Source organism: Gemmatimonadaceae bacterium (genome assembly GCA_020852815.1).
Taxonomy (GTDB): Bacteria; Gemmatimonadota; Gemmatimonadetes; order Gemmatimonadales; family Gemmatimonadaceae; genus SCN-70-22.
In genome coordinates, this window is sequence record JADZAN010000044.1 from 1 (window position 1) to 20546 (window position 20546).

Annotated in this window: 18 protein-coding genes; 4 read left to right on the forward strand and 14 right to left on the reverse strand. The window is 69.5% G+C overall.

All coding sequences use genetic code 11. The features are described from left to right. Positions 1–229: 229 nt before the first annotated feature. Positions 230–445, forward strand: a complete 216-nt coding sequence (locus IT359_19835; GenBank protein ID MCC6931250.1) for a hypothetical protein — start codon at positions 230–232, stop codon at positions 443–445. 251 nt (positions 446–696) lie between these two features. On the opposite strand, the gene IT359_19840 is transcribed toward IT359_19835, so the two are convergent. The 9 genes from IT359_19840 to IT359_19880 form a co-directional block, all read right to left on the reverse strand. After that, positions 697–1668 carry a GNAT family N-acetyltransferase gene (locus IT359_19840; protein ID MCC6931251.1) on the reverse strand — a complete coding sequence of 324 codons (972 nt, stop codon included), beginning with the start codon at positions 1666–1668 and terminating at the stop codon, positions 697–699. A 4-nt stretch (positions 1669–1672) separates the two neighbouring features. Then, on the reverse strand, positions 1673–4132 hold the full coding sequence (locus tag IT359_19845) for an SMC family ATPase (protein ID MCC6931252.1): 2460 nt from the start codon (positions 4130–4132) through the stop codon (positions 1673–1675). Further along, the gene (locus IT359_19850; GenBank protein MCC6931253.1) at positions 4129–5346 is read right to left on the reverse strand and encodes a DNA repair exonuclease; all 1218 of its coding nucleotides are present in this window, start codon (positions 5344–5346) and stop codon (positions 4129–4131) included. The genes IT359_19845 and IT359_19850 overlap by 4 nt, the downstream gene beginning before the upstream one ends. Positions 5347–5426: 80 nt before the next feature. After that, positions 5427–6377: a hypothetical protein gene (locus IT359_19855; protein MCC6931254.1), complete on the reverse strand. Its 951-nt coding sequence runs from the start codon at positions 6375–6377 to the stop codon at positions 5427–5429. Between the two features lie 2 nt (positions 6378–6379). Further along, on the reverse strand, positions 6380–8308 hold the full coding sequence (locus IT359_19860) for an ATP-binding protein (protein ID MCC6931255.1): 1929 nt from the start codon (positions 8306–8308) through the stop codon (positions 6380–6382). Positions 8309–8494: 186 nt separating this feature from the next. Then, complete coding sequence (locus tag IT359_19865; GenBank protein ID MCC6931256.1) at positions 8495–9514, reverse strand: hypothetical protein; 1020 nt, start codon at positions 9512–9514, stop codon at positions 8495–8497. Then, entirely contained in the window at positions 9493–9771 is a 279-nt protein-coding gene (locus IT359_19870; protein MCC6931257.1) for an Lrp/AsnC ligand binding domain-containing protein, read from the reverse strand. Before IT359_19870 ends, IT359_19865 begins: the two co-directional genes overlap by 22 nt. Beyond that, the gene (locus tag IT359_19875; protein ID MCC6931258.1) at positions 9768–10271 is read right to left on the reverse strand and encodes a hypothetical protein; all 504 of its coding nucleotides are present in this window, start codon (positions 10269–10271) and stop codon (positions 9768–9770) included. The genes IT359_19870 and IT359_19875 overlap by 4 nt, the downstream gene beginning before the upstream one ends. A gap of 238 nt (positions 10272–10509) precedes the next feature. Continuing rightward, positions 10510–11712, reverse strand: coding sequence for a pyridoxal phosphate-dependent aminotransferase (locus IT359_19880; GenBank protein ID MCC6931259.1), 1203 nt, complete (start codon positions 11710–11712; stop codon positions 10510–10512). A 148-nt stretch (positions 11713–11860) separates the two neighbouring features. Between IT359_19880 and IT359_19885 the strand changes: the two genes are divergently transcribed. Together IT359_19885 and IT359_19890 are read left to right on the forward strand one after the other, a co-directional pair. Continuing rightward, complete coding sequence (locus IT359_19885) at positions 11861–13756, forward strand: DbpA RNA binding domain-containing protein (GenBank protein ID MCC6931260.1); 1896 nt, start codon at positions 11861–11863, stop codon at positions 13754–13756. Positions 13757–13798: 42 nt separating this feature from the next. Next, positions 13799–14410: a thymidine kinase gene (locus IT359_19890; protein MCC6931261.1), complete on the forward strand. Its 612-nt coding sequence runs from the start codon at positions 13799–13801 to the stop codon at positions 14408–14410. Positions 14411–14524: 114 nt separating this feature from the next. On the opposite strand, the gene IT359_19895 is transcribed toward IT359_19890, so the two are convergent. The 4 genes from IT359_19895 to IT359_19910 are packed head-to-tail and all read right to left on the reverse strand — an operon-like array spanning position 14525 to position 18911. Further along, positions 14525–16696 (reverse strand): hypothetical protein, encoded by a 2172-nt coding sequence (locus tag IT359_19895; GenBank protein ID MCC6931262.1) that lies wholly within the window; start codon positions 16694–16696, stop codon positions 14525–14527. 12 nt (positions 16697–16708) lie between these two features. Continuing rightward, positions 16709–17899 carry a hypothetical protein gene (locus tag IT359_19900; protein ID MCC6931263.1) on the reverse strand — a complete coding sequence of 397 codons (1191 nt, stop codon included), beginning with the start codon at positions 17897–17899 and terminating at the stop codon, positions 16709–16711. Between the two features lie 8 nt (positions 17900–17907). After that, a complete protein-coding gene (locus tag IT359_19905; protein MCC6931264.1) occupies positions 17908–18327 on the reverse strand; it encodes a prepilin-type N-terminal cleavage/methylation domain-containing protein in 420 nt (139 codons plus the stop codon). Beyond that, entirely contained in the window at positions 18327–18911 is a 585-nt protein-coding gene (locus IT359_19910; GenBank protein ID MCC6931265.1) for a GspH/FimT family protein, read from the reverse strand. Before IT359_19910 ends, IT359_19905 begins: the two co-directional genes overlap by 1 nt. A gap of 254 nt (positions 18912–19165) precedes the next feature. On the opposite strand from IT359_19910, the gene IT359_19915 reads away from it, so the two are divergent. Next, positions 19166–20098 (forward strand): helix-turn-helix domain-containing protein, encoded by a 933-nt coding sequence (locus tag IT359_19915; GenBank protein ID MCC6931266.1) that lies wholly within the window; start codon positions 19166–19168, stop codon positions 20096–20098. 50 nt (positions 20099–20148) lie between these two features. On the opposite strand, the gene folE is transcribed toward IT359_19915, so the two are convergent. Beyond that, on the reverse strand, positions 20149–20546 hold a 398-nt coding region (gene folE, locus IT359_19920; GenBank protein ID MCC6931267.1), incomplete at its 5' end, for a GTP cyclohydrolase I FolE.

Sequence of the window (20546 nt, forward strand, 5' to 3'; positions counted from 1 at the left end):
CGAAGAGGTTTTTTTGAAGCCCAAGCGATAGGTGTAAGATTCGCACCGCGCTTTCCGCCTTCCCCGCACTGGGGCATGACGTCGACCCGTTTGTTGAACCCCTTCGATGAGCTTATCGGCTCAAAAAAGTCGGTCTCTTCGTTCCGTACGTAGTAGTTTCCGCCCAGAATGTACCGGGCGTACCTGGCGCGGTCAATTCACGTCGCGCGCACCCCTCTCCATCCCTCTAATGGACCTCGGCATCCTCGCCGCGCTCGCCATGCTTGCCGTATGGGCATTTGCCACGTTCACGACCGAAGCGACCGGGTGGGTACACGCGCTGCTGACGGTCGGCGTCTTCCTCCTCATCTGGCGGATCGTGGTTCGTGGCACACCGGCATCTCGCGACGCCGAGTCGGCCCAATCGACGCACTCCTCCCGGAAAGGGACGAGCGGGAAGCCGTAACGTCACGCGCTGTTGCGCTGCTGTCGCACTGTGCGCGGGTTACATGGCGTAACGGAAATGCCCGTCATGTATCGGCGCTCCATGTGGCGTGGCGTCGGTCGCGCCGCAACAGATGACGGCCTCAGGTAATCACGCGAGGCGCACGCGGCGAGGTTGGTTCGTTAGGCACGAAGCGCGCGTGGCGCGCGTGGCGCGTGTGGCGCGTGTGGCGTGCGTGGCGCGTGTGACGTGCCGACGCCGGCGGAACGCTCTCAGATCTCCCAGTTGCTGAGCACCATCCCGGGGGCGCGCGACTCGTCCGCCCCCGCCATCACCATGCGCAGGTCGGTCCAGCGCACGCGTGCGCCGAGCGCCACGAGCGCGCGATAGGCCTCGCCGTATTCGCCCTGGACGCGGATGGCCACGCGCCGGGTCCCCGCCTGTCGCGCCGCCCCCATCAGGAGCGCTGCCATGTTCGCGATGTCGTCCTCGCGCGCGAGGGCGAGCTTGAGCACGCGCAGCTCCTCTCGCGAACGCCCTTCCACCAGCGGCGCCGCGTGGAAGAGCGCGAACCCCACCACCTCGCCCCGTTCCACGCGCAGCACGACGTCGCCGAGGCCGAGCTCGAGGGTGAGTTGCAGCTCACGGGTAAAGTCGTGGCCCGGGAGCTGCTGCTGCGTGAGCCGCAAGCATTGCTGGATGATGTCGCTGCGGTCACGTGGTGGAAGCGTACCGAGCAACGGGACCGCCACGTCGGTCGTGGCCGACTCCAGCGTGACGGTGATCGTCAGCCGCCCGGGGACGAGGCCCAGCCGCGAGTAGAAGCCGATGTTGTCCATCGTGCGCGGCATGGTTTCGAGTCCGATGATGCGCGCCTCGTGCTCGCGCAGCCAATCGATCCCGGCCTGCACGATGACCTTTCCCACACCGGTCCCCTGCCACTCGGGGCGCACCGCGAGCGGCCCCATCCACCCTTCCACGCCGGAGAGGTGCGCGATGTTGAACGCGACGATCTCGTCGCGCTCGTCGCGCCACAGCATGGCCCCCCCGTTGGCATCCTCGATGGCGTAGCGCCAGATCGACGGATTGAGGTAGGGGACGCGCACTCCCACCATTCCGTCGCGGCGATAGCGCTCGGTGAACGCATCGCTGAAGACGCGATTGAGCGGGTCGATGTCGGTGAGGCGTGCGGGAAACGGGCCGCTGATGTTGCGCAGCGATCGCCAGGGGGTGGAGGTGGTCACGCCCTCATGCCTCCTCTCCCGCTTCCTCGAGCGAGAACGACCCCTCGATCACGCCGGCCATTTCCGGTTCGGGCTGTCGCACGCGGGCGCTCCCGTTTTCCTCGTCGTACTCCACGGTGATGACGCGATCGAGCCCCTCGCGCACCGACTCGATGTGCGTGATGAGGATGACCTGTTCAAAGCGATCCTGCAGGCGGCGCAGCAGTTCCACCACGTTGTGGCGCCTCACTTCGTCGAGCGAACCGAACACCTCGTCGAGCACGAGGAGCGAGAACGACTGGCCGGCCCGCTCGGCGATCATCTGCGAGATCGCCAGCCGCAACACGAGGTGCGCCACGTCCTCCTCGCCGCCGGAGATGACCGGCTTCGGCTCGCCGTCTTCCAGCACGATGATGTTGTACTGGTCGTCGAGTTCCAGCTCGTTGTAGCGATGGTCGGTGAGCTCGGCGAGGAAGGCGCTCGCCAGTTCGGACAGCTCGGGGCGCAACTGGTGATTGAGGTCGGTGCGCAGGTCGGAGAAGGCGCGATCGAGTTCCTCGTGCAGGCGCTTCTCTCCCTGCAGCGCATCGTGCGCCGCCTGGGCGCGGTCGTACTCGCCCTGGGCGCGCTCCGCGTGCTGCAACGCGGCGCGCGCCGCCTGCACTTCTCCCTTGGCGCTGGCGACGGCGATCTCCGCGGCGCGCGCCTCGGCCAGCGTCGTCTCCTGCCGTTCGCGCAGCTCCAGGTAGTCCTGCTCCGAGAAGGCGATGGCGTCGTGCGCGGTGCGCAGTTCCCGCGTGCGCTGGCGCAGCGTCTCCGCCTCGGCCGCTGCGGTGGTGCGATCGCCCACCAGGCGCGGCTCGCGTTCGAGCAGCGTGCTCAGCCGCGTGGCGCGGTCGTTGAGCGGGGCGAGCCGGTCGACCTCGGCCCGCAGCGCGGCGTGCCGCTCGGCGTCGTAGCCGGTGGGGATGGCAGCCAGTTCGCGCGTGAGCTGTTCGTGCCGCTGCTCCTTGGTGGCCAGGTCGCGGGTGAGCTGAGACAGCTCCTGCACCCCGCCCTGCACGCGCGCCAGTTGACGCTCGAGCGACCCGACTTCGCCTTGCAGCTCGCGGCGTCGTTCGTCGAGCTGTCGCACCTCGGCGGGCATCTGGTCGAGCTGTTCCAGGCGCGTGTTGTAGTAGCGCCCGTCGACCGTGATGGTCTCCATCTGCTCATCGAGGCCGTCGAGCACCGTGCGGAACGACTCCCCCAACACGCGGGTGCAGGTGGGGCAGATCCCGTCCTCGCCCAGGTCGAGGACCTTGTCGCGCTGGAGCTTGAGCTCCTGGTACTGCCGGCGCAGGGCGTCGCGCTTGGTCTCCGCCTCCTGGCGGTCGCGGACCCACTCCGTGCGCCGTGCCTCCACCTGGCCTAACGATTCCTCGAGCTCGCGCCGCTTGCGCTCCAGCGCCTCGGTGACCTCCTCCTCGAGCTGCGGGGCGCGCGCCACCTTCTCGCGCCGTTCGCGCAAGCGCACGAGGTCCTCGCCCAGCGAGCGCTCGGCCTCGACCAGCGTGAGGCGGCGCCCTTCCTCACGTGCCAGGTCCTCGAAGCGACGGAACTCGGCCGCGACCGAGGCCAGCGGGATCAGTTCGCCGGCCAGCGACTCCAGCTCCGTGCGCGCCGTGGCGATCTCCGAGAGCTCGGCGTCCAGCCGCTCGAGGTCGCGCGTGCGCGCCGCGTCGGCGCTCTCCACCACCCGCAGCTCCCCCACCAGTGCTTGCAGCTGCTCGCGCGCGGCCTGCGCCTCCTGCCAGCTGGGCGCCATGGCCCCCAGCGCCGTTCCCGCCTCCTGCAGCCGCCGTTCCGCGCCTTGCAGCTGGCCATCGGCCACGCGCGTGCGGTCGCGCGCCTCGGCCAGGGCGCGCGCAATCGCGTCGGGATCGGGCATCATCGTGCGCAACCCCGACAGCTGCGCCACGATGAGCTTGCGCTGCTCGCGCACCAGGTCCTGCGCCGTGCGCAGCTTCTCGTACCCCAGGACGCGCGACAGGAACTGCGCCCGATCCGACGGCTTCATGGCCGCCATCACGTTGAGTTCCTTCTGCCCCGTGAAGTACGTGTTGAAGAACTCGCCGCGCGTCATCCCCAGCCGCCGCTGCAGCAGCTCGGTGACGGCGGTGAGCGAGTTGGCGATGGGCTGGTCGGCGCCGTCGAGATACAGTTCGGCGTTGGTGAGCCCGCGCACCACGCGATAGCGGTGCCCGGCCAGCTCGAAGTCGAGCTCCACGCGCACCGCGGCGCGCGCGGCCGCCCGGTTGAAGCGGATCGAGTCGCGCGTCCCGCGCGCCGCCCCCTGGCCGTACAGCGCCCAGGCAATCGCCTCGAGCAGCGTCGTCTTCCCCGCCCCGTTCGGCCCGATGATCCCCGTCAAGCCGAGATCGAACTCGATGCGCGTGTCCGCGTGCTGGCGGAAGTTGACGAGGTGAAGGGAGTTGAGCCTCACGCGTCCGGCTCCCCCGCGGCGCCGCCGCTCGAGGCGAGCGCCGCCGTCTCCTCCCGCTGCTCCGCTTCGGACATGTAGGCCAGGGCGCGCTCCACGAGCTGCTCGCGATCGATGTCGCTGGTGAGCGGGCGCCCGCGGAGCTTGTCGCGCACCATGTCCATCAGCGACGCGCGCCGCCCAGCCGCCCCCTGCCCCACGCTGGCGCGCAGGATGTCCGGGCGCCGCGTGTCGAGGTGGAAGTGCAGCGCGCGCCGCTTGATCTCGCGCAGGAGCTTGTGGTCGATCTCGCGGGCCACGTGGCGCGGGACATCGCGCACCACCTGGCGCACGATCTTGTCCTCGATGCCGCCGGGAATGCGCGCGAGGTTGGCCTTGATGGCCGCGTCGATGTCGGCCGCCGCCATCCCGCGCCCCTGGATCACCGGGAGGTCGAGCAGCGGTCGCGCCGGCTTGATGGGGTGGAACGTGCGCTTGCCCGTTGCCAGGTCGTACTCGAGGAACCCCTTGCCCGGGAGCTTCGCCGCCTTCTCCTCGGCCAGCTCCCCCCACGGATTCGCGCTGGTGTACTCCAACGATCCGCAGTAGTACGCGTTGGGGGCCACCTGGCGATACACGTGGTAGTGGCCCAGCGCGACATACGTCCAGCGCGCCGCGCCCAGCTCCTCGGGGGTGATCGCGACCGCGGTCCGCTCGGCGTGCACCGCAGCCGGCGGAAGGACTCCCTCCACCTCACCGTGCAATACCAGCACGTTGCAGCTCACGGAGGGATCCGGCTCGAGCTGCACCCGCTGCGGCACTCCCGGGTCGGGCACCGCGAGAATCGACAGGTCGCGCTCGGGAAAGGCCAAGCGCTGCGCCTCGCCCTCCACCACGTGAATCCCCAGCGGCGCGAACAACCGGAGGATGCACCCGGTCTCGGCCGCGCGCGGCGAGTCGTGGTTCCCCGCCACCAGCACCACCACCGCCTGCGGCAGCGCCTGCGTCAGTCGCGCAAACTGCGAAAAGGCGTGCAGGATGGCCGGATTCGGCGGCCGCACGTTATGGAAGATGTCGCCCGCGATCACCACGATGTCGGGGGCGAGCGCGATGATGCGGTCCACCACGCCGCGAAAGACCGTCGCAATGTCGGCCTCGCGCTGGTTGATCCCAGCGGGCGTCTGCCGCTGGAACTGCCGGAATCCGAGGTGCAGATCGGAAAGGTGGACGAGGCGCATGAAGGTCGGAAATATACCCGTGGCGCGATCGTACCGCCCCGCGGCGCGCCATGCGTTCCGGTCGCGCCGCGCCCCACGGTTCACATCACGCGCATCCACTGCGTGATCTTCATGCGAACGCGCAACGGCGGCGTATCCTTCCCACGCCCCGTCACCAGCGACCGCAGCGAGATCACCGTCCTCGCCTCGGCGATCCACCCGCGTCGCCGGTCCAGCAGGAGCGTTGCCGTCACGTTCCCCGACGTCTGCACGAATCCCCCCTCTCCCGGCGACGCCGTCTTCCCCGCACCCCCTCCCCCCTGCATGGGGCCCGACCGTACCAGGCGCCCCTTCATCGAGATGAAGGCATACTCGCCGGAGCGAGAGAGCGAGTCGAACCGGAAGGTGGCGGTGAGCGTGGCGTTGGCGCGCCCGTCAGGGGCCGCGGCCAAGGGGATGTCGACCGAGCGGTTCCACGTCGCCCCCGGGGCGATGGAATCGGCGGGGAGCGTGGCCGGCAGCTGCGAGAGGAGCGATCCCACCGCGGGCCCCGCCCACGCATCGGTCCCCGCCACCGTGGTCGACCCGTCGGGGGCCACGCGGAAACGGAAGCGTTGCCCCTGCAGCGCGCGCGCCTGCCGCAGGACGTCGGACTGGAAGCCGCCATTGTCCTCGATGCGCACCGAATCGGCGACGGCGAGCATCGTCGCCCCCGACGCGTCCGACGACTCGACCGACAGTCTCGCCAGCATCACCAGCGAGGTCACGTCGGCCGCGGTGCTGTCCTCGGCGCCGCGCTCGCTCACCCCCATCTCGATCGTCTGGTCGAGGCGCAGGCGCAGGAGGTCGCCCGGCCGGGGGCGCAGCTGCAACACGAGCGGGCTCCCCCCCAGCGTCGATGGCACGGACGACGGCACCTGCGCCCCCAGCGGGGAGGCCCAGCCCACGAGCATCCCCACGCCGGCAAGCGCGGCGAAGCGCCGCGCGCGCGTCGCGCGACGCCGCTCGACCCGGGCGCCACTCACCGACCGGTGACCCTGCCCGCTGTGCATCACTAGGTGCCGTATGGATCGCCGAGGGGAGCCGGGCGCAACGGACGCACCGGCGCAGGCGTGGCGCCCCTGGATGCCACGACGGAGCGGAACTGCGAGAGGAAGTGTCCCTTCACGTCAGCGGGACGTTCGCGCATGGTGCGGTCGCGCGCGCGCAGGATCGTCGCCTCGTCGTACATCCCCTCGAAGACGTGGGCGATCGGCGCCAGGGTGAGCTGCGGATCGAGCGTCCGCAGCTGACGGAGCACCGCTTCGGCGAGCGTTGGCTCCTCGCCCTGCGGGAAGCGCTCCGCCCCCTCGCGCCCGGAGAGCATGGCCGGGCGCGGGAAACGCACGAAGATCGGCTGCGCGAAGTGCGGGTGCCGCACCATCAGTTGCCCCTTCCCGAGCGTGGCCAGCTTGGTGCGCGTCGACGCGCCGAGCACCGCATAGCCTGGCGTGGCCAGCTCGTCTGGGTCCATGCGCCCGTAGATCGCCGTCCCCGAGTTCCCCACCACGCGCCGATGCACCTGCGACCGGAACTGCTGCGCGCTGAACAGCACGAGCCCCAGGTACCGCCCGCGTTCGGCGATATCGAGGAGCATCTTGCGCACATACGTGTCCGGGCCGTCGCCCGGGGCGTACTTGTTGAGTTCATCGACGAAGACGACGATGTGATCGACACCGAGCGTCCGGCGCTCGAGGTGTTCGCGCAGCTTGGATACGACACGCGCGAAGATCAGGTCCTGCGCGTCTTCCTCGAGGCTGGCGACGTCGATCACATACACCGCCCGGTCCTCGAAGCTCCCGAACGGAAGGTCCGAGGCGTGGCCGTCGTTCGTGACGAGCCCCTCGCAGCGCGTGGCGATGTTCACCAGCCGGTTGCGCACCTTGCGGATCGTCGCCACGTGATGCGTGCGCCACTGCTCGCGGTTGGCACCCTCCATCGCGTCGATCAGCTCGCGGAAAAAGGCGTCCAGGTCGGCGAATGAGCGCACCTGGAAGTGGCGCCCGCCCAGCAACGGGTCGGTGAATGGCTGGTCCACCACGCGCGAGGCAACGAAGTCGATCAGCGCATCGGCCTTGGCGTCGATGTCGTCCTTGTTCAGCAGCACCTCGGCAAACTGCATCACCTCGCGCAGCCCCCAGGTGAGCGGCGAGACGTTGTGCTGCAGCGCGGGATTGGAGCGGAGCGTGTTGAGCGCGAATCCCCTGGCCTTGTAGGGCGCGAAGTAGCGCACGTTGGCGAACGGCGCCGCTGGCACGCCCAGTCGCTCGTACATCGCCCGGTCGTGCTCCTCCAGCGAGGCCGCCTGGTCGAGGAAGCAGAGGTCGGGCCCCTTCACGTTGAACGCGACCGCGGCCACCGATCCCTTCGACTGAGGGAAGTGCGCGAAGATCGACGCGAGCAACCACTCCACCGCCGACGTCTTGGTCGCGAGTCCGGACACTCCGGTGATGTTGAGGTGCGCCGCCTCGGGGCCGAGGAGAAAGTCCGCGTCGAGATAGACGGGCGACTCCATGCCACCGGCGCGGTAGAGTCCGACGGGGATCCCGGTGCCCTCCCCGTCGCGCAGGTAGCCATCCATGCGCAAGGCGATGGCGACATCGCGATCGTGGGCCAGAAAGACCTGCCCCATCGGCACCGGCTGCAGCGGCTCATCCGGGACGTGGCGCAGCACCGCCGCGGTGTACAGGCGGATCTCCGCGCGCTCCGTCGCCGCGCGAGAGGCGCGAGCGGGGTCACTGTCGGAGCCGATGACGTCGTGCAGCGGGGAGACGAGGTCCGAGTACGACATGCCGTCGGTGACGACGCCGTACACCTTCGGCAGCACCCCGTCGATGGCGTTCGCGCCCTCCACGCGCACGATCGTCCCGATCCCGACGGGTGAGTTGAGCGCCGTCCAGAAGTGGAACTCATGCGTCGTGTTGGGACGGCGCTCCGTTGCCACGACGCGCCCTAGAAGAAGGGGCGGGACGTCGAACGGCGCTTCGCTGCGAGGGTCGTTTCGGGGGTCGCGGGCGGGCGATTGGTGCGTCGATGCGGACATCGGCTCAGGCGCGATTCGGGAGGCGGGGCGCGAGGAAGGTAGCGCGCGGCGACAAGGTGTGACGCGCGCGCCAATGGTACGGCGTGATCACGACGAACCCAGGCGCCCGAGCGTGGCGCGCAGGTAGACCTCGCAGTCGCGGATTCCATACGCCATGGTGTCCCATCGCGCGTCGGGGAGGGCGAGCGGTGACGCCTCTGCGGCGACCCACTGCGACACCTCGTCACACGCCGCGTCGGCGTCGGGCGCAATGGCTGCCAGCGCCGCCAGCGACAACTCGATGCGCGCCAGTCCCCACAGCGGGTCGTGCCCTCCGCTCGGGCGCAGGCGCAGGTACCACGAGGCCACCGGCTCGCGCCAGCGCGACTCCACGACGAAGAGCGACGATCGCTCGTTCGCGCGGAGCGCCATTACCGTTGCCAGCGCGGCGCCGGTGGCGTACAGCGTGTGGTGCGACTTGATGACCCCCACGGCGCGCGCCCCGCCGAGCACCGTGGCCGACGGGGAGAGTCCGCCATCGACATAGAGCGGGGCGTGCGGCGTAGCCGCGCACCATTCGTCGGCCAGCCGCTGCTCGAGCGCCTCGCGCCCGCGCTGCACCAGTTGCACAGCGCGACGCAGCATCTGCTGGGGATGGAGCTCCTCGAGGGGAAGGTTGTCCTCGGTGGTGTCGACGAGCGGCCGTTCCGTTGCCTCCAGCGCCGCGGTGACCGCGCTCGGGAGCGCCGCGACCGGCGCGAAGATCGCCTCGTCGGTGAGCGGGAGGTCGCCCCAGGTCACCAATCGCCGATCGACGCGCGCGCGCACCACCGCCCCCGATCGCCCATGCACGATGGGGACGGTGCCGACGTAGGCGAGGACGCGACTCTCCTGCACGCCATCGAGGAAGGCGGCGAAGGCGCCCGGCTGTGGATCGTTGGGCGAAGGCGCCAGGAGCGCGTGCGCGCGCATGGCAGCGTCGCACAGGAGGGGGGCGGCGCGGGTGCGCGGGGCGTCCTGCGCGGAGAGCGAGACCTCGAGGGCGGCACCGCCGGGATCGACCGCGTGTGCCAGCGTGCCTAACGCCTCGCGCAGCGCGCGCGCCGTCAGTTGACGCCGATGTCCCACGCCTGCTCGAGGTCGCCCCTGGAGTACGCCCGGAAGGCCGTCAGCGTCTGCGTGCGCGTGATTCCCGCAACGGCGGGGAAGCGCTCGGTCACCACTTCGGCGATCTGTTCGTAGTTAGGCACCTTCACGATCGCGACCAGGTCCCATTCCCCCGACACCGAGTACACCTCCTGGACCCCGTCGATGCCGGCAATGGCGCGCGCCGTGTCGGGAATGTGCTTCGGGTCGGCCTTGATCAGGACAATCGTGGTGATCACGGTTCGTCGGGAAACGGGGGAACGTCGAGGAGCCACAACCCAGCCATGCGGTCGCGACGGTCGATGTCGACCAGGAGGTCGCGCGCGATGCGCACGGTCCGGGTCTCGCGCGTGGCGCCGAGCCGGAAATGTATCGTGCGCTCCGCCCGGTCCGCTTCCGCCTGCAGATGCGTGTTCACCTCGACGGCGACGCGCTTTCCCTGCTCCACGGCACCGACGATGACCGTGCCGTCCTCGACCTCTCCCGGGGGCGCCAGGTCGGCGCGCTTCTTCACGTCGGGCCAGACGGCGACCTCAACGCCGCGGATCCGACCGGCGCGGACGTCGAGGATGAGCCAGGAACCGTCGCTCCCTTCCAGCTCGAGGGCGGTCGACCTCGGCCGCTCCGCCGGCTCGGGGGCCCGCACGACGGCGGAGAGGATGTCGGTGTCGGCATCCCAGGTGTACTCGACGGCTTCGGGGGCCCCGACGCACGGTTCGACGCGCACTGGGATGTTCACGTCCCCTCCTCGCTCCACTGGGTGGGCTTCGAGCGCGATCGCTTCTCCCATAATACGCCCGGTACCGCGAGTCCGAACAGAGCGGAGACCGGCCACCGCCGGCCACCGCCGGCCACAGCCAGCCACAGCCGGCCACAGCCGGAGTGGAGCAGTTCGCGAAACCCAGCCCTCCCAGGCGGCCGGTGCCTGGCGGAGCGGAGGTGTGCCAGGCCTCGCCGACCTGCGACGCGCTGAAACGCTAGCCCCTGAGCGACTTCCAGAGACGGATGGCGCGCGTGACCCCCTCGACCACGTCACCTTGCGGCGCGGCGTAGGAGGCGCGGACCCACTCCGGATTCTGGAAGGCGGCGCCGGGAACCATTGCCACCCCCTCGTCCTCGAGCAGGCGCGCGGCGAAGGCTGACCCGGGCTCCGCGTGCCCCGGGAAGGCCGCCGCGACATTGAAGTAGAAGTAGAACGCTCCCGCGGGCCTAACGAGCGGAAGCGACGGCTCGGCGGCGAAGACGGCGAGCCCGGCATCGCGCCGCACGCGGTACTGCGCCACCATCGCCGCGATCTCCGAGGCCGATTCACCAAGGCGCGAGAGCGCGGCGAGCGCACCGTACTGCGAGATCGACGCCGTGTGGAAGGTCGCGTGCGACTGGAACGCCGTCATCGCCTTGGACAGCGCGCGCGGCGCCACCGTCCACCCCACGCGCCACCCCGTCATGGCGTATGCCTTGGCCACGCCGTCCACCACGACCAGGTGGTCGCGCGCTTCGGCCACGTGCAGCGCGCTCGGCGCCTCGCCCTCGTAGCTGATGCGACGGTAGATCTCGTCGCTGATCACCCACCAGCCGCGCGTGCGCGCCAGCGCCAGGATGTCCCGCAGCTCGCGGGTCGTGTAGACGGCACCCGTGGGATTGCACGGCGAGTTGAGCATGAGCCCGCGCGTGCGCGGCGTCGCGGCGGCGGCCAGCATCTCCGCCGTCACCTTGAGGTCGTTGGCGGGGTCGCCCATGACCGCCACCGGGGTGGCGCGCGCCAGCTGCACCATCTCGTAGTACGACGTCCAGCTGGGGGTCGGGATGAGCACCTCGTCGCCGGGCCCAAACAGGCAAAAGCATGCGTTGAACAGCGACTGCTTGGAACCGTTGGAGACCACCACGTCGAGCGGCGCGACGTCGGCGGCGGCCGGCCCGTACGAGCGCGTCAGCTCGGCGATCGCCGCGCGCAGCGCAAGGATCCCCTCCGTGGGCGTGTAGTGCGTGTGCCCGGCATCGATGGCCGCCTTGGCCGCCTCGCGAATGAAGCGCGGGGTGTCGAAATCCGGCTCCCCCGCGCCGAGGTCGACGATCGCGCGCCCCTCGGCCTTGAGGGCCTTGGCGCGCTGCGAGACGGCAATCGTCGCCGACTCCCGAAGGAGGGCGATGTTGGGAGACGGCGAGAATTCGAGGGCCATGGCGTGGATATCGGTGGACTTGGGCGCTCGCACGATAGGAGCCGGGTCGCGAAGAGCGTATCTTACTCGTTCTTGCAGGACCAACGCGAGCGCACGCGCGACGTGCGCGATTGACAAGTGAGGCTTTGTGGAGCAGGACGAGAGCGGCGTGGCGAAAAGCCAGCACGTGGTGCACGTGCTACCGCCGGGAGATGCACGCCAGGCTGGCGTGGTGGGCCCCCAGGTGCAGCGGGCCGGGAAGGAAGGAGAAGGAGTGCAGGTGCTCGTGCTGACGCCGAGCGCCGAAACCGCCGCCTGGATCGCGCGGCTGGTCAACAGCGCCGCCAGCGACGAGTCGGTGTTGCTGGTCCCGGTCACGGCCCCGGCGCGCGCGGCGCGCCGCCTGGCCGCCGGCGTGCGCGCGCTCGCGGCGACCCCCGCCGATGCCCTGGCGCTCGTGCGCGGGGCCGCGCTCAAGCTGGAGGGGCTCCAGACGCTGGTGATGGTCGACGGCGTCGAGCTGCTCGACAGCGCCAGCGAGGCGCTGGCCACCCTCGTGAGCGAGCTCCCACGCGGCGCGGAGCGCGTGCTCATTGCCAGCGCGTTCGATGAGGCGCTGGAGAGCTTCGTCGAGGCGCACATGCGCCGCGCCCGGCGCATGACGTACGAACCGCTCCCCACTGCCGGCGGGAACCTGCAGTACTTCGTGACCTCGCGCGGCGAGCGCGCGACGGCGCTGCGCCGCCTGCTCGACGTCCTCGATCCGGCGCGGGCGACCGTGGTATGCGAGGAACCCTTCACGGCGGCCGCCCTGCGCGCGCTTGCGTCCATTGGCTACCGCGGCGACGACGCCACCGTGCGTCTGGCCACCGGGGCCATCGACGCCCACGAGCCGCTGATCGTCGCGTTTGGCGCGCCGGCGAGCGGCGCCGCGCTGCAACGCCTCACCGACGCCACGCCCAGGCAGTGCGTCGTCCTCGTCTCGCCGGAGGAACTCGCCGGCTTCTTGCGGCTGGCGGGGCCGCGCGCGACGCCGCTGGCGCTGTCGACCGTCCCGGTTGCCGCGCGCGCCGCCGACGAGGCGCTCCGCGACGAGCTGCGAAGTGTGCTCAACGCGCGCGCCCTGCACCGCGAGGTGCTGACGCTGGAGCCGCTGCTGGCCGAGCGTGATGCCGTGGAAGTTGCCGCGGCGGCGCTGCGCATGCTCGAGGTCGAACGCGAGAAGGGGAAGTCGAAGAAGAGCGCGCGCGTCGTCGAGGCGCCCGCCGTTGCCGCACCCACCGAGCGCGTTGCCCCCGCCGGCACGTCGTACACGCGACTCTTCATCAACGTGGGAGAGCGAGACGGCGCGCGGAAAGGCGACTTTGTCGGGGCCATTACCGGCGAGGCGCAGGTTGCCGCCGACTCCCTGGGGAACATCGAACTGCGCGACACCTTCACGATCGTCGAGGTGGCGTCGGAGCTGGCGCAACAGGTAATCGGCGCGCTCAACGGCACCTCGATTCGCGGACGCAAGGTGATGGCGCGCGAGGATCGTGGTCCCACCGAGCGCGAAGGAGCCCCGCGTGAGGGGCGCTTCGATCGTGGCGATCGCCCGGATCGTGGCGATCGTGGCGGGCGTCCGTTCCGCGGTGGCGAGCGCGGCGATCGCGGGGGCGATCGTCCGGCGCGTGGCGGGTTCCGTGGTGGTTTCGGCGCGCGCGGCGAACGGAGCGATCGTGGTGATCGTGGTGATCGTGGCGATCGTGGTGAGCGTGGTGAGCGTGGCGATCGCGGCGATCGTGGACCGCGCGGCGGCGATCGCGGTGGTTTCCGCGGCGGCGATCGCGATCGTGGAGGCTTCCGCGGAGGCTTCCGCGGCGGATTTGGTGGCGGCTTTCGCGGTGAGCGGAGCGATCGCGGCGATCGCGGTGATCGGAGTGATCGCGGTGAACGCGGCGGCTTTCGCGGGCCGCGCCGGGATCGCGACGAGCCCGGCGGTCCGCGCGCGATTCACGAGTCGCGTGAGTGGAGCGAACGCGGCGATCGGCTGCGCCACTCCCGCGCTCGCCGCGGTGAGGACTGATCCAGGCGTTCGCATGAGCGCCACACGGGAGACACGGCACGGATGACGACACTGCAGCTGACGGGCGGTTGGATCGAGGTGATCGCCGGGGTGATGTTCAGCGGCAAGTCGGAGGAACTCATGCGCCGCGTGCGGCGCGCGATCATCGCCCGCAAGCGCGTCCAGGTGTTCAAGTCGCACCTGGACGACCGCTATGCGGGACTCCTCCGGGTGTCGAGTCACGACGGACGGTCGGTGGACGCCATCCCGGTCGATTCAGCGGCGCAGGTTGCCGCCCGGATCGACCCGATGGCGCACGTGATCGCGATCGACGAGGCGCAGTTTCTCGATGAGGGGATCTGCGACCTCGCGACGTCGCTCGCCAACCGCGGGCGGCGCGTCATCCTCGCCGGGATAGATACCGACTTTCGCGGGGAGCCGTTCGGCCCCATGCCGCGGCTGCTCGCCATTGCCGAGGTGGTCGACAAGCTGCACGCCATCTGCGTTCTCTGCGGCGCACCGGCGTGCCGCAACCAGCGCCTGATCCACGGCGAGCCGGCGGCGTGGGACTCCCCCGTCATCATGGTGGGGGCGGCCGATTCGTACGAAGCGCGATGTCGTGCCTGCCACGTGGTGCGCCGGCGGGACGAGGCGCAGCGCGCGCTGGGGATCTGACGGCACATCCGTCCGCGCGGCGCTGGACGCGCGCATCCGCGGGTCCCCACAAACAGGCAACGGCGCCCCCCGGGCGCCGTTGCCTGTTTCCATCCCCTGCGTGGTCGCCCGTGCCTACGGCGACGATTGCAGCCGGCGGTAGAACTGGGCGACACCGATCGCGTTGAACTGCGCCGGGTCGATCTCGTAGAACTCGTTGTCCAGATAGCGCCCGGTCAACGGGAAGTATGGCGGTGAGTCGACGTCGAGGCAGGCGTCCTTCACGCGGTTTTCTGCATACCCGGTGTAGCCGCCGGCAAAGGTCGCCGAGATGACGCGCTGGATCACGCCGCCCGCCTGGTTGATGCACCCGCCCGAGGTCTGCGCGCTGTTGGGGGGGACGGGGGTGCAGAGGCGCCCCGCGTTAGGCCCGGAGCTCAGCGCCTCCACGCCGAACGTGGCGTTGGTGTTGCTCACGCCCACGAGCGTCACCGCGTGGAGGAAGAAGTCCTGGTCGTTGTCGAAGAAGCGCGCGTTCGACGCCCCCGTGCCGTCCACGAAGCGCGGTCGGTTCACGGTGTTGTCGGCAATGTAGAGGTTGCCCCCGGTGATGATCCCGAGGAGGTTCTGGCAGATGGGGAGCGACGCCGGGTTCGTCACGTAGACGAGGTCGTCGATGAACTCGCCGTTTCCGGAGATGTAGAGCGTCGCGCGTCCGCGGAACTGCCCGCTGAGGAAGATGTCCCCATTGACGTAGATGACGCCTTTCGAGTTCAGGTTCTGCGTCCGGTGCACCGGCCACAGATACGGCTCCTCGACGGCCTGACGACGAGTGGCGCCCGCGGTGAAGAACGACGCGCCAAACCCCGCCCACGATCTCCACGATCCGGTCTTGGTCACCGCGGTGAAGGTGGTGTCCTCCCCACCCCGCTTCGAAGCGTTAGGGAGCGTATCGATCGACTGCCCCGCCGCCGCCGGGAAGGCGTTGAGCAGTCCGGGGCGTTCGACGGGCATCAGGTACGGGTCGCCAGCGGGGAAGCAGCGCGGCGTGCCGGTGGTGTAGGCGCTTCCGTTCTTCAGCAGCGCCGCCGAGTTGTTCGCGTACCCGCCACTCCCCGGTTGGTAGTTCCGCAGGTAGGCGATCGCGTTGGGACGCGAGCCCGGGCGCCCCAGGACGGCCTGCGTCAGGGTGTCGATGAACCAGCGGTAGCGCTTGTCGAGCGTGTCGTGCGCGGCGAGCGGCATGAACATGGCGCGCGCCGGGTTGCCCATCTGGTAGAACACGCCACACTGGTTCTGGATCACGCTCTTGTTGATCGTGGTGCCGGCGGCGAGGATGTTGTCGAACCGCGAACCGTTCGTGGTACCCGCGCGCACGAAGGCGGTATCGGTCCCGCCGGTCACGTACGGGGTGGCGGAGCTTCCCGTTGCCCAGGGGTTGGTGGTGGCGCCGGCGCGCGCCTCGAAGACGCGGAAGTAGCCTTCGGCGGGGCCGGTGAGGAGGCCGTCGCCATCGAGATCGACCGCGGTGAACTCCATGCGTGTCGCTCCGGTGGAGGCGACGCGCGCTGGCGGTGTGTAGGCCAGATTGGCCGACGCCGCGTAGCCCGGCATCCACGCGAGCTTGGACACGGTGGGGAACGGAATGCGCGGCGCGTTGGGGTAGCGATGCCCGGCCGAGGGATACTGCGCCGTCCCCGTCACCGTGTTCACCGCACTCACCGTGTCGGTGTACACCGGGCCCGGTGCCGAGCCGCACGACTGCCAGTCCGCGTTGGAGTGTGCGCGACCGCGGACAATTTCGCCCGTGGTGTAACACCCCGGCGACCAGCGGTCGGTGAACATCGCGTAGCGCGCGAAGTTCTCCGCCTGCAGCTCGAGTCGGCGCACGTGACGCGCGCCGCCGTTGTCATACGCCACCGCAACCAACTCGACAAAGCGACCGTACTGCCCGGTGGAGTTGCCTCCCACGCCGGCATAGAGGTCCACGCGCACCTTGGGCACCGTTCCCCCGCCTGCCTGCGTCACCGTGGATCCGTTCAGGATCTGGACGTAGAGCGAATCGGGGAGGACGAAGGTGGTGTCGGTCATGATGCGGCTCTTGCCGAGCGCCAGCGCCCACTCGGCGGCGTAGCGGTAGTCGCGCTCTCGGTCGTAGAGCTTGGAGAGGATGGCCGTGCCGCCCGCCATGTAGATGGCCGAGATGGCGAGCCCGCCTAACGCGAACGTGAACACCATCGTCAGCATGAGCGCCGATCCGCGCCTCGTGCGCAGGCGCAGGCGGAACTGCAGGAGTCGCTGTCGCATGGGTGGCTCTCCCTAGTGCGTGATCGTCGAGCTCATGCGCATCGACGAGTTGGCGGGTGAACAGTCCTGGGCGGCGACGCCGTACTGGAAGGTCACGCCGGGCTGGATGTCGAAGTCTTCCCACATGTAGCTCGCCGACTTGGAGCCGCCCACCTGGTCGATGGGCTCATCCCACGGGTTGCCGACGATGCGGCGATACAGGACGTATCGCTCCACGTCCCGCTCCCCCGAACTCTCGTCCGAGGAGGCGGTGAATGTCACCTGCACGCGCGTCACCCCGGACACGGTCACCAACGCCACCGTCGGCGCGCCGGGATTGAGCGGGACGTCGCCGCACGACGAGCGCTGCGCCAGCCCGATGTTGGCCAGCGAGGTTTGCGAATTCACCGAGCGGACGAACGTGGTGGCGCGGTTCTGCAGGTTGTAGCCGTTGAAGACCCCGTTGACCGAGACGCTCACCGTGCGGATCGAGTCGGCAATGCTCCCCACCGCATCCCAGAAGATCGGGAGCGACGCGGTGGGAATCGAATCGATGACACCGGACGGCAGGACGCGGTTGTACCTGAAGAAGGGCTGCGTACCGGTGATGCGAATGCCCGTCGCCACGACCGAGATGGGACCATCGTTCACGCGGCGCCACAGGACGTACATGTTGCTCGACGAGGGCTGCGACGAGTCGGCCGACACCCAGTAGCTCACCGTCTCGGCCAGCGACAGCGAGCGATCGTTCTTGCGGTACGTGTAGTCGGGATACGACTTGCCCGACCACGGCAGCGTGATCGGCGACGACGCGATCATGGTGCGCGTGAGCTGGTCGGCGACGTTGGGGTCGAAGTAGACCGCCTCCACGTCGCTCGTGTCGTTGGCCACGAGGTCGGTGTTGAACGTGACGGCGTATGCGTGCGCCTGCACGATCTTGGGCTGGTTGCGCGGGATTCCCTGCGAGGCATCCATGGGCTGCACGCCGATGCCGATGTTGCGCAGTTCGCGGTCGACGGTGTTCTGCGCGAAGCGCGCCGTCTGCTGCGCGTCGGTGCGCCCCACATCTTGCTGCAGCTGGCGGACCTGCATGGTGAAGAACGGGACGGCGGCCGCGAAGACGCCAATCGTGATCGTCAGCGTCAGGAGCAGCTCGCCCAGCGAGTAGCCGGAGCGCGCCTCGTGCCTGCGGCGCGCGCGACGGGATCGATTCGTGACTCGCATGGCGGCTCCTAGAAGCGCGCGATCGCGGTCGTCTTCTTGACCGGCGTCGGCATGGCAGGGTGGGTGATCGTGACCGTGACCGTCTTGTAGGCGTACTGCGCCGACAGCGTCTGCACGATCGTGGTCACGCGCCGATAGTTCGGGTATCCGCTGATCGTGTTCTCCGTCGTGGCCAGCGAATCCATGGACGTGTAGTTGCGCTCCGCCTTGACGCGCTCCACGCGCGCCGACGCCAGGTCGAGCGCGTTGTTGAGGAGCATGGAGTTCGCGTTGGAACGGGCATACCGGCGACCGTATTCGGCCATCCCGATCAGGCTCGTCCCGAGGATCGTCAGCGCCACCATGACCTCGAGCAACGAAATGCCGCGCCGCACCCAGCGGGGGCGTAGTGCGGTGGATCGTTCGGAACGCACGGGGAATGCTCGCATCAGTTCATCCTCTTCCAGATGGTTCCGTCGTAGCGATATCCGTCGGCCCGCCCCGTGGCTTGCACCACACGCACGAGCCGGAAGTCCGTGGTCGAACCGCGACTCGACGTGAGGTAGACCTCGAGGTCGGTGCTCGCTGCGCCGTCGCGCAGGAACTGGATCGCGGAATAGCCAAGCAGTGTGCAGAGGTTGGAGCCGGAGACTGCCGGCGCCGCCATCCCCGAATAGCTCGTGGGGGGGACCGCGAACTTGGCGCCATCCTCGAGCGGGCGGATCATCTTGCGTTCGCCGCCATCGAAGGTGCAGTTGTTGTTCGCGTCCTCGACGATCACGATCTGGCGCGAGGCGACATCGAAGGCGACCACGACGTTGGTCTGCCGCATGATCGCGTTGCGCTCCGCGGACTGCAGGACCGTGCGCACCGTGCGCAATGCGGCATCGGCGCGGTACTTCTCGTAGTTGAGCCGCGGCACCGCCATTCCAGCGATGATGCTCACCATGATGAGCACCACCGTGAGTTCCAGGATGGTGTACCCCCGGCGAGCCGCCGAGCCTAACGATCGATTGGTCTTGATCCGTCTCATGCAAACTCTCCGGGGGCAGCGGTGCATCACACTCCTGGCGCGAGTTCGCGCACAAGTGCTGCGTTGACAACGCGTTGCGGCCGTTTGATGGACGACGCCACGGTGAAAAGGTTTCGCCGACCGGTGGTCCCTCCCGTCACGTATCGTGCGCGAACCGTAAGAAAGTGCGAGGACGTTCCCGAGCCGTGACTGCCCCCCCCGCTCGGGCGTCCTTGTGACATGGCGTTCGTCACCCCTCTCCCGGCCCCGGCAGCGTGAGCATCGTCGCCGCACTGGTTCCCAACCCGGTGCGACTGTTCCGCCTGCGCGGCGCGTTGCGCCACTACCACTCCGTCGAGCCCTGCGCCGACTGGGGGGCGGTGACGCTCCTGTGCGAACGCCACCCGGTTCAGCTGGCGGTACTCGACGTCTTTGCCACCGGGGGGCTCTCGCTGGAGCCGTTGCGGCACCTCAAGCGCCGATTCCCGGGATTGACGACCGTCGCCTACGTCACGGTCACCGCCGACAACGCGCGCGACCTCTTCGACCTGGGACGCGCCGGCGTGGACGCGCTCATCGTGGCCGACTCGGACGACGATCCCACCACCATCGCGTCGATCGTGGAACAGGCGCAGGCACGAAGCGTGGCGTCACGCCTGCGCCTCGCCCTCGCGCAGGCGCGCCCCACGGTTCGCGACGCCGTCATGCTCGCGGTGACGCGTGCACACGAACGGATGACCACCGAGACGCTGGCCGAGACGCTGTCGCTGTCGCGCCGTGTCCTCGCCAAGCATCTCGAGCAGGCATCGCTCCCCTCGCCGCAGCGCCTCATCACCTGGGGGCGCCTGGTGATCGCGGCACACCTGCTGGAGGATCCGCACCGCAGCGCCGACCGCATCGCCATCGCGCTCCACTTCCCGTCGGGGAGCGCCTTCCGCAACACGTGCCAGCGCTACCTGCACGCCACCCCCTCGGAGATCCGGGCCCGCGGCGGGGCGACCTTCGTGATGGACGCGATGCTGTGCGACACCACCACCGAGGGGGGCGACGAAGGAGAGCCGGCGGTGGCGGAGGGGGACCGCGAGGGGGAGGGGGAGGGGGAAGCTGCCCCGGTCATGTCGATGCGCGGGGCCGGTGGCGAGCTTCACGAAGTGGAAGGCGCCGGTGCTCCCGTCCTGGCCGAACCCGCCGAACCCGCCGACCTCTAGCTGAACCGTCGCGCCAGCACGGCGCACAGGTCACGCAGCGGTGAAATCGCCTAACGCTCGGGGGCTATGGCGAGGCGCAGGAACTCCTCGCGCGTGCGCGCGTCGTCGCGAAAGCACCCCAGCAGCGCCGAGGTGATCGTCTTCGAGTTCTGCTTCTCCACTCCCCGCATCATCATGCACAGGTGGTACGCCTCCACCACCACCCCCACCCCCCGGGGCGCCAGCACCTCCTGGATCGCCCCCGCAATCTCCCCCGTCAGCCGCTCCTGCACTTGCAGCCGGCGGGCAAACATGTCCACGATCCGCGGCAGCTTGCTCAACCCCACGATCGTCCCGTTCGGGATGTACGCGATGTGCGCCTTCCCGAAAAACGGCAGCAGGTGATGCTCGCACATCGAGTACAGCTCGATGTCGCGCACCATCACCATGTGCTCGTGCGCCTCGGCGA